At 53.4% G+C, this 6,120-nt stretch carries 5 protein-coding genes; 3 read left to right on the plus strand and 2 right to left on the minus strand.

Annotated elements, in window-relative coordinates; translation table 11 throughout:
• Positions 1 to 256 precede the first annotated feature (256 nt).
• The 3 genes from AC1RMF_RS26270 to AC1RMF_RS26280 are packed head-to-tail and all read left to right on the plus strand — an operon-like array spanning position 257 to position 3,498.
• Positions 257 to 1,294 carry a Rieske 2Fe-2S domain-containing protein gene (locus AC1RMF_RS26270; RefSeq protein ID WP_493145456.1) on the plus strand — a complete coding sequence of 346 codons (1,038 nt, stop codon included), beginning with the start codon at positions 257 to 259 and terminating at the stop codon, positions 1,292 to 1,294.
• 50 nt (positions 1,295 to 1,344) lie between these two features.
• Entirely contained in the window at positions 1,345 to 2,520 is a 1,176-nt protein-coding gene (locus AC1RMF_RS26275; protein ID WP_493145457.1) for an ABC transporter substrate-binding protein, read from the plus strand.
• Between the two features lie 12 nt (positions 2,521 to 2,532).
• Positions 2,533 to 3,498, plus strand: coding sequence for a PDR/VanB family oxidoreductase (locus AC1RMF_RS26280; RefSeq protein WP_493145458.1), 966 nt, complete (start codon positions 2,533 to 2,535; stop codon positions 3,496 to 3,498).
• A gap of 448 nt (positions 3,499 to 3,946) precedes the next feature.
• Here the strand turns inward: AC1RMF_RS26280 and AC1RMF_RS26285 are convergent, their stop codons facing one another.
• On the minus strand, positions 3,947 to 4,834 hold the full coding sequence (locus AC1RMF_RS26285) for a MurR/RpiR family transcriptional regulator (RefSeq protein ID WP_493145460.1): 888 nt from the start codon (positions 4,832 to 4,834) through the stop codon (positions 3,947 to 3,949).
• Between the two features lie 71 nt (positions 4,835 to 4,905).
• On the minus strand, positions 4,906 to 5,859 hold the full coding sequence (locus AC1RMF_RS26290) for a LysR family transcriptional regulator (protein WP_493145461.1): 954 nt from the start codon (positions 5,857 to 5,859) through the stop codon (positions 4,906 to 4,908).
• Positions 5,860 to 6,120 lie beyond the last annotated feature (261 nt).

Consider the following 6,120-nt stretch of genomic DNA (forward strand, 5'->3'; position numbering starts at 1 on the left):
CTCCTGGCGCCGTCTGCCTCTAGCCTGAGCGGGGGCTTTCTTGGAGTCACTAAAGATAATTGCTTGCGAAGACGGGATGGTTTTGTTCATAGGGCGATTTTGCATCGCTTGCACACTGCATGTGGATCCCTCAGCTTCTTGCAAGTTGTTATGAGAATCCCTTTTATGGCATAGGGTCATTTATAAAATTATTTACATAACGCACGCTCGGTATGTTTAAATACTGACAGGCAAATCAATACTGAGGAGACACAGAATGGCCTACATCAAGAATGCGTGGTACGTCGCAGGATGGAACACGGACATCAAAGCCGGAGAAATGTTTCACCGGCGCCTGCTGGGTGAACTTGTCGTTTTTTACAGAAAGAACGACGGCAGTGTCGTGGCACTTGAAGACCGGTGCCCGCACAGATTTGTACCTTTGCATATGGGCAGAATCGTTAACGACAAGATCGAGTGTGGTTACCACGGCCTGCAGTTCGACTGCACCGGAAAGTGTGTACTCAATCCACATGGAGATGGAAAAATTCCGACCGCTGCCAAGGTGCGGCAGTTTCCAACCACGGAGCGCTATGGCATGGTCTGGATCTGGATGGGGCAAGCTGCACCGGACCTGGGAAAACTGCCAGACTACAGCGTGCTGGAAACAAATGCAGACTACTCTTCCACACGGGGTTACCTACATATCCAGTCCGACTACGAGTTGATGGCTGAGAATTTGCTGGATCTCAGTCACATTACCTACCTTCATGACGGTTACTTGGGAAGCCCTGAACAGACGGGCGCAGATCAGGTGCTGAAGGAGGAGAGCGGAACGATTGTTTGCAAACGCTGGATGCCCAATATATCTGTTCCGAAGATCTTTGACATGGTCTACCGCAAGGATGGGAAGCCGGTGGACATGTGGACAAACATGACTTGGATGCCGCCGAGCTGCTTCTTGCTGGACAGTGGTGTGCACGAGGTGAATGGTCAACGCGTGGACCATGGATGGTATTACGGTGTTCACATATTGACGCCAGAGTCTGAAAAGACCTCCCACTATCACTTTGCGGCATTGATGCCCCCGGGAACCCGATTGACACAAGAAGAGGCCAAAGAATTCGCGGCACTCAGGCGCTTCGCATTCGAGTCACAGGACAAGCCCATGCTGGATGCTCAACAAGCAGCCCTCGGCGACAGAAATTTCTGGGACATGAAGCCCGTGCTGCTGAGCATTGATACCGGTCCGGTTCGCATGCGACGTCAGCTCGAACGCATGCTCAAGGAAGAGGCTCAGTCCGCGGTACCTTGAAACTACCCGCCACTCAAACCAGACGTCAAGCAACAAGACAGGAGACAAACATGAGAATCAAGCAATTACACAAATGGACGTGTGCAATGGTCGCTGCACTGTTAGCGGGCTTAGTGCACGCGCAGACGCCCATCAAAATCGGCTTCTTGGGTGAGTTGTCCGGATCGGCCGCAGCGGTCGGCCAGGATCAGCTGGATGGATTCAATTTGGTCATAGAAAAAAATGGGGGAACGTTGGGCGGATTTCCCGTCCAGATCATCAAGGAAGACAGTCAGCTCAAACCGGACGTGGCGATCCAGGCTGCGCGCAAATTAGTGGAGCGGGATAAGGTGTCTATCGTCACGGGCATTTCGTTCTCAAATGTCATGTTGGCGGTCCACAAATACATTACCGACAATGAAGTCTTCCTAATTGGATCCAACGCCGGCCCATCTCAAGTTGCCGGTGCTCAGTGCTCGCCCTATCAGTTCATTACCTCCTGGCAAGGAGACCAGGCCGCGGAAGCTATAGGCCAATACGCCACCCAAAAGGGATACAAACGGGTCTTCATCCTTGCACCCAACTACCAGGCGGGTAAAGACATTGTTAGCGGCTTCAAGCGCTACTACAAGGGCAGCGTGGTCGACGAAATCTATACACCACTGAATCAGCTTGATTTCTCCGCCGAACTGACCCAGGTCGCCAGCACCAAGCCAGACGCCGTATTTGCGTTCTATCCGGGCGGCCTTGGCATCGCCTACGCCAAGCAATATGCCCAGACGGGCTTGATCAAGCAAATTCCGTTGCTGTCAACGTTCATCGTAGATGCACTCTCGCTTCCTGCCATCGGTGACACCGCAATGGGCGTTGTCAGCGGTGGCTTCTGGGCGCCGGATTTCCAGAATGAGCAAAGTCGCAAGTTCGTCGACGCGTTCGAGCAAAAGTACAAAAGAATTCCATCCAACTACGCTGCTCAAAGCTATGACGCTGCTCTGCTGCTGGAATCTGCCATTTCAAAGGTTAAGGGCAATGTTTTCGACAAAAAGGCGTTTATGACAGCTCTCAAGGCTGCCGACTTCAAATCAATACGGGGGGACTTCAAGTTCGGAAACAACAATTTTCCAATCCAGGCAATGCATGTCATGCAAGTTGCAAAGGATGGTAAGGGCCGACTCAATTTGCAAACCGTTGCAACACCCTTCAAGAACCACCAAGATGCGTATGCATCCCAATGTCCATTGAAGTAGGCAGGTTGGACGATGAGTCAGAATACGCTATTGGTCAAGGTGAGCTGCAGAACACAGGTGGCAATGGGAATAGACGCCTTTGAATTTGTGCCAGCAAACGACCAGATGAATTTGCCCCCGTATGATGCGGGGGCCCATATTGATGTGCATATTCCTGGAGGCATGATTCGTCAGTATTCCCTCTGCAACAGGCCTGACCAGGAGCAGGTCTACCGGGTGGCCGTCTTACTAGACGAAAAGGGACGGGGCGGGTCACGCGCAATGCATGACACCGTTCATCCGGGTGACCTGATCACCATCAGCAGCCCGCGCAACGCGTTCAAGCTCCGGTCCAAAGATCGCTCGATTCGTCTGTTGGCCGGTGGCGTGGGCATCACGCCAATTCTTGCCATGGCGTATGAGCTACAAGATTCGGGCAACTCCTTTGAGCTGCACTATTTCGCCAGGTCACGCAACAGACTGGCGTTCCTGGCTGAGTTGGAGCACGGTCCTTTGGCCTCCAGGGTGTCACTTCATCTGGATGACGAGCGAAAGGACGAAGGAGCTCCTCTAGATCGCGTGCTGGGCGGAACCTCCCACGATTCCGACATATATGCCTGTGGTCCGGCTGGCTTCCTTCTTCGGATCAAGGAGTTGCTTGATGCACGCAGTGACCCCAAGCCTACATTGCACTATGAAAGCTTTGCACCTATCCAATCGTCAATTGGCGGTTTCACCTTTGAAGTCAACTTCTCGTTCAGCGGAAAACGTGTATTTGTAGGTCCCGAGGAAACAATAGTGGAAGCCGCTCGCCGTGTCGGAGTGGACATACCAATCTCTTGTGAGCAGGGAATCTGCGGGACCTGCCTCACCCCGGTTCTGGAAGGAGTGCCGGATCATCGAGACAAGTTTCTTACTTCGGAAGAGCAGGGAAGAAATGACCAGATGACACCCTGTTGCTCACGATCCCTCAGCGGCACGCTGACGCTAGACTGCTGAAGGGATGTGCTATCCAAAGGCACTCGGATCGCTACCGTAGTTCACCCTTAAGATTGCTGAGTGACATTGCAGACATAGACGATGCAAGATTCTGTGTTTAGACCATTTGTTATCCCACGACTTCAATGCGATGGCAATGCAGATATGTGTCTAACAGATCGGGGGCCAGTGCACAAAGCCGACAAGCCGCTGTGCCTGCTCTTGGTCGGATCCCGGACTAGCCAATTCACATGGCACTGCCAGGTAACAGACATTCCTAATTTTTTAGAAGGCAGACCACCAGACTGCCGACGTTGGCAGGCACCTGCATCGTGCCCATGGCGGGTGCTCGTATTGGGCGCATAAATGTCAGCCCCTTCGAAAAGCTGACGCTTGACATTTCTCCCGGCAGTAATGAAGCGCAAGAGCATTTGGTTTTCAGCGACGCCCCATCAGTCGCTCAAGTAGATCAACTAGAACTAGCGCCTTTCTGCTTCTGCTGGGTTACAGTCGGAATTCTTGGCTCAACCTGTTTCTGAAGTTTAGATGCCAAATTAACCAGCAAGGCCTGGGCTAAACACATAGGGGCTGCAAGTGATCTTGAAAACGAATACTCGTGTTCTGGCACTGTAAAAAGGACCGAGGCGTTTTTAGCCAATGGCGAGAGAGTTGAATCTGAAATTGCCAAGATAGGCACCTGACGGCTGCCGCAGCTCTCCACTACATTTACGACTTCGTTGGCATAGAAGCGAAAAGACACGGCAATCAACATATCCCTTGGCCGAATGAGATTTGCCATATGGGTCGTCAGCCCGCCACTGGCGTCCAACAAGACGGCGCGCTTGCCCAACATGGTGAGAACGTAGCGCATTAACTCCACCACAGGTGCAGAGCGCAACTGGCCTATGAGGTAGATTGTGTCGGCTACCTCCATCATCTTAGTTGCTTTGGCCACATCTCCTTTGGAGGTCAGTTCGACCAGTTCTTGCAGCGAAGCAATGTCGCGGTGTACCAAGTCTTGCAGAAATGTGGATGTTGTGCTGTGGTCTGCAAGCTCAGACTGGAGCGCCTTTACGCGGGCATTAAACCCGGGTGCAGCCGTAGACAAGCGCTGTTGGTAGAGCTGCTGCAGTTCCTTGAATCCTTTGTAGCCCAGCGCCTGTGCAAAGCGCACAAAGCTGGATGCATGGATACCGCAAGTCTCTGCGATCGAATTTACGGGTTTGATGGCGACTTCATTGGGGTTTTGCGTGAGGTACACGGCGATTGCCTGATACGACTTGCTCATGTCCTCATAGCGCTCATGGATCACCCGGATGAGCTCTTCGTAATCTTTGGGAGGGGCGACTTGTTGCATGCTTATGAATTTACAACGTTTATTGCAATGTGGAAACGATTTTCAAGAGATTATTAAACTGCATGGAACGTTCAAGTTGACGAAGACATTTGCGAAAAGCCGCCAGCAAAGCGCTGGCGCAGGTGTTTGACCAGCACCGCTACGGTTCGGGGTACATGGGGACTGTAGGGCCGTATAAGGTACAGATGCTCAGCGAACGCACGCACACTTCGCCACTTGGGCAGCACACCCACCAACTTGCCCGACTGGATGTGTGACTGCGCCGTGAAGTCGGGTAGCAGGGCGATGCCCAGCCCAGACAAGGCGGCATCGCGCAGTGACTCGCTGTTGTTGGCCGCCAGACAGCCAGATACTTGCACCGTGACCAATGCGTCCGTAGCGCGGTTGTTGCGTGCCTCAAAGGTCCATGCCGCACTTTCGTTGGCGCGGGGATAGTGCAGGCAGTTGTGGTTACGCAGGTCCGCAGGCTCCTTCACTTCGGCTGCGCGACGCAAGTAGCCTGGCGTCGCCACCAGGAGCGTTTCGGTCTTGCACAGAGGCCAGGCCACGTGCGTTTCGGGCGGGGACGCGGCATGCCTGACGGCAAGATCAAAGCCCTCCTTTCCTAGTGAGCGCAAGCGGTCGGACATGTCGAGTTCAATGCGTACTTCGGGAAAGTCCTTGAAGAACGCAGGTAGTTGAGGCACCAATTGCTGCCGCGCGAAGGCGACTGGAGCCGTGATGCGCACCAAACCGCGAGGGCTCTCTGCCATGTCGCGCACCTGGTCAAAGGTCTGTGCAATGTGATCGAACGACGTCTGGGTATCGTCCACCAACCGCTGACCGGCTTCTGTCAAGCGCACGCTACGAGTGGTGCGCTGAACCAGGCTCACTCCGGCAATACGCTCCAACTCGGCAATGCGATGGCTCATTGCCGCCTTGCTCACATTCAAGCGCTCGGCTGCAGCGGTGTAACTGCCTTGGTTGGACAGGGTGGCTAGCCAATAAATATGGCTCCAGAGGGATTCGACTTTTTCTTCTTTCATTCATGTATTGTTTACTAATATGAACAAAGAATTCAAGTCTTTGGTATTTTCATTTACCAGGCCGCAACCTAAACTGCCCTTCATCCGAGTCCTACAACCTTACCGAATAGACCTGAAACCATGACCCCCTATACCGATTCCACCGAAGTTGCGCAGTACATCCAGGGTGCACGCACCACGGGCAGCAGCACACGCACGCAACCCGTCTACAACCCCGCCACCGGCCAGGTGGCACGCCAGGTGCGCCTCGGTAACGCGGCC

The sequence above is a fragment of the Rhodoferax sp. GW822-FHT04A08 genome (genome assembly GCF_058801025.1).

Excerpts from the sequence above, each read along its gene's own strand:
- AC1RMF_RS26270 (WP_493145456.1), top strand. The coding sequence starts at position 257 with ATGGCCTACATCAAGAATGCGTGGTACGTCGCAGGATGGAACACGGAC.
- AC1RMF_RS26275 (WP_493145457.1), top strand. The coding sequence starts at position 1,345 with ATGAGAATCAAGCAATTACACAAATGGACGTGTGCAATGGTCGCTGCA.
- AC1RMF_RS26280 (WP_493145458.1), top strand. The coding sequence starts at position 2,533 with ATGAGTCAGAATACGCTATTGGTCAAGGTGAGCTGCAGAACACAGGTG.
- AC1RMF_RS26285 (WP_493145460.1), bottom strand. The coding sequence starts at position 4,834 with ATGCAACAAGTCGCCCCTCCCAAAGATTACGAAGAGCTCATCCGGGTG.
- AC1RMF_RS26290 (WP_493145461.1), bottom strand. The coding sequence starts at position 5,859 with ATGAAAGAAGAAAAAGTCGAATCCCTCTGGAGCCATATTTATTGGCTA.